A 2,860-nucleotide genomic window follows, 5' to 3' on the forward strand; every position below is an offset into this window, starting at 1 on the left:
GTTCAAGGCTTTCGACGACATGCCCGAGGAGTCACGCCCCGGGAAAGTGGCAACGGACGCCGTGAATCTGTTGATTCTCGGCAGCGATTCCCGCAACCCCGGGGACACCTCGGGCTCGCGGAGCGACACGATCATACTTGCCCACCTGCCGAAGAGCCGGTCGAGTGCGCAGCTGATCTCCATCCCCCGCGATACGTGGGTACACGTTCCCCGGTCGAAGGATGGTAGGTATGGCAACACCGACGCTAAGATCAACGCAGCTTACGCCTGGGGAGGCTTGCCGTTGACGGTGCAGACGGTGGAGAGTTTCACCGGCGTACGCATCGATCACGTCGTACTCGTCGACTTCGCTGGATTCAAGGAAATCGTCGACGCGCTGGACGGCGTCGAGATCGACGTTGAGCAGAGCTTCACCTCCACCCACTCCCTCGATCCGTCCGGTCGGCGTGGGTTCGCCAAGGGTAAACAGCTCATGGATGGCGCGGCTGCGCTGGACTACGCGCGTGAGCGCTTCGCGTTCCCCGACGGGGACTCGGATGTGAGCCGGTCGCCGAACCAGGCGTTCGCGTATGCCAGGTCCTGGAGCCAGTCCTGGCGGGCCATGCCGAAGAACGGCTGATCGGCGACGAAGCCGAAGCCGGGATGCACGGCCGGCCAGGCTGGGCATCCGCCGTTCGTCCGAAGCAGAAACGACCGGTACCCGGCGGGCAGGCCGTACCCGAGACGCTCCTCCAGCCTCTCCAGCACCTCGCCGGACAGCCGGTGGGTGAGCCGGATCCGCGGTGGTGTCCCGCCGTGCATCGCCAGACCCCGCCTGGCCCGATCGGCGCTGCCGGTGCTCACACCACCCAGATGCCTGTACGCGCCGTGCAGTTCGACGGGGACGAGGGCGATCCGGCGTGTCCGCGACCACACCGCCGGCAGGTGCGCCCAGGTCCACCCGGCCGGGGTGGCGCCCGGGCACACGTCCGCCCAGAGCGCATCTCCGCCGGCGGCCATGGTGTTGTTGGCGGTGAGCACGTCCACCACGCGCGCCTCGTCCACGCCGAGATCGGGTGAGCAGGGGGGCAGCTGGACGACGGCGCGCGCGTACGGGATCCAGTCGGGGAAGCCGTGCGGCCCGGCCAAAATGCCGTCACGGTACCGGATGCGCAGCATCGGCGAGCCTGCATGGACGATCTGGAACGCGTATCGGCCGCCGGGAATCATGCCGGGTCGCCGCGACGGTGGAACGGTTCCTTGAAGTACACCGTCACTCTCCTTCTCAGCCGCCCGCATGGAAGGCTGAAACTGTCCCGATGCCAGCCGTTTCCACGCTGAAGCTAGTAGGTAAGGAGGCTCGATGCGACGGCTGTTGACAGTCGCCATGACGCTGGTGTTCATGGCCGGCTGCGGCACCTTCGGCGGAGGGGGCGAGTCAGGTCCACAACCCGCGAAGACGGTGGAGCACGTCATCCTCTACCAGTTGTATGCGCAGGGCGGGTCCAATTTTATGATCACGCTGAACTACACCGACTCCACAGGGAGGCAGAAGCACGAGGAGTCCACCGCGCCGTCGTGGGCCAAGCAGGTCACCGTGCGGTATCCCGATGTCATGTTGGTGGCGATCTCAGGGAATGCCGTCGCGACTCCAATGGCGCCCGCCCCGCTGGGCACCGGGCTCCCCCGGGTGCAGTGCATCCTCACAGTCGATGGTGAAATCGTCGATCAGAAGGCGTCGATCCTCCCGACGTGCGAGGCGACGCTGACCGCCACGGCCCGCCCGATCCCGAAACTCTCGGCGAACTGAGTAAACCCGCACCGATTCCGTACCGCCTCGGCGATGATGGCGCGTTACCGCCGACTGCCGGGTTGACCGTCGCAGCCTACGGCACGCGGTTATCCACGCGGTCGCAACGACCGTGCGGCTCTGCCCCGGAAGGTGCGCGATACTGGCCGCATGCCCGACGATGGCGCCGTACGAGTCGTTAACGTGTTCAACAAGCCCATGGATGAGGACGGATGGTCGGCGGAGGAGGTCACCCTCGAGCGGCATCCTGGTGGTGACCTGACGCTGCGCTGCCGCACCTCGGGCCGCGCCGTAGAAATGATCATAGGAGAAGACGCCACCGAGTACCGCCGGGCGTGGACTGTGATGGCTGAGCACGTGCCACAGGTACTACGGGCGGCTCTACAGGATCTGTTTGCCGACGCTTCAGCGCTACGCACTTGGCTGGCCGGCGCGGGGATCCCCGCCGCTGCCGAGGATTGGCAGGGTTACCCGATCCGGCCGCTGAACGAGAATCAGTTCGTCATCGAGGCCGTACGCGCGCTCCTCGGTGTGGACGGCAACGACGAAGGCACCAAGATCGCCGATAGGTTCACCACATGGTTGACGGAGCAGTCCATCAGCTATGAAACGGACGAGCAAGTCGTCACCAGCTGATCACTCTGCTTCGATACCCGGCGAGACGCTGACCGGCGGGCTGCACTCAGGTGGAGTGGCCCGGAACCTCCGAGCGCAGGATTGATGCGATTTCACCGCGTTGGGGACCGGGCGCCGGCTCCCGCGGCGGTGCCGAGCCACCGGGTCCGCCGCATCCCGCGACCGGTGCCTGCGCGGTTGAGCCGGTCGCGCCCTCGCCCAGCAATGCATCAAGGAGCCTTCGCGCGGCGTTGCCCGGCGGGTACCGCTCATCCAGGAAGTTACGCAGATCGAGTGCCCGCCGCCGTTGAGCATCGAGATCAGCCAGTACGTCCTTGACGTGCTCGACCCATGCCGGCAGGCGCCGCTGACCGATCTCCGTCACGGTGGCCTGCACCGCGGCGGGGTCCAAGCCGCCGTCCGGCCCGGCCACGGCGAGGAGCGCATCACAAGGAT

Annotated in this window: 3 protein-coding genes and 2 pseudogenes; 3 read left to right on the forward strand and 2 right to left on the reverse strand. The window is 66.6% G+C overall.

The window, feature by feature from the left end:
- Window positions 1–532, forward strand: a pseudogene (locus MJ785_RS20415) (LCP family protein); the annotation flags it as partial.
- Here the strand turns inward: MJ785_RS20415 and MJ785_RS22425 are convergent.
- Entirely contained in the window at window positions 496–1,455 is a 960-nt protein-coding gene (locus MJ785_RS22425) for an SMI1/KNR4 family protein (protein WP_370653008.1), read from the reverse strand. The pseudogene MJ785_RS20415 and the gene MJ785_RS22425 overlap by 37 nt on opposite strands.
- Here MJ785_RS22425 and MJ785_RS20425 point away from each other — a divergent pair.
- The gene (locus MJ785_RS20425) at window positions 1,367–1,789 is read left to right on the forward strand and encodes a hypothetical protein (RefSeq protein WP_239382392.1); all 423 of its coding nucleotides are present in this window, start codon (window positions 1,367–1,369) and stop codon (window positions 1,787–1,789) included. The genes MJ785_RS22425 and MJ785_RS20425 overlap by 89 nt on opposite strands.
- A 150-nt stretch (window positions 1,790–1,939) precedes the next feature.
- Window positions 1,940–2,425 carry a hypothetical protein gene (locus MJ785_RS20430; protein WP_239346111.1) on the forward strand — a complete coding sequence of 162 codons (486 nt, stop codon included), beginning with the start codon at window positions 1,940–1,942 and terminating at the stop codon, window positions 2,423–2,425.
- A gap of 46 nt (window positions 2,426–2,471) precedes the next feature.
- Here the strand turns inward: MJ785_RS20430 and MJ785_RS20435 are convergent.
- Window positions 2,472–2,860: pseudogene (locus tag MJ785_RS20435) on the reverse strand (hypothetical protein); the annotation flags it as partial.

Origin of the sequence: Protofrankia sp. CiT1, from assembly GCF_917627335.1 — a bacterium.
In the GTDB taxonomy this organism is placed as follows: domain Bacteria; phylum Actinomycetota; class Actinomycetes; order Frankiales; family Frankiaceae; genus Protofrankia.

Excerpts from the sequence above, each read along its gene's own strand:
- MJ785_RS20425 (WP_239382392.1), top strand. The coding sequence starts at position 1,367 with ATGACGCTGGTGTTCATGGCCGGCTGCGGCACCTTCGGCGGAGGGGGC.
- MJ785_RS22425 (WP_370653008.1), bottom strand. The coding sequence starts at position 1,455 with ATGACGTGCTCCACCGTCTTCGCGGGTTGTGGACCTGACTCGCCCCCT.
- MJ785_RS20430 (WP_239346111.1), top strand. The coding sequence starts at position 1,940 with ATGCCCGACGATGGCGCCGTACGAGTCGTTAACGTGTTCAACAAGCCC.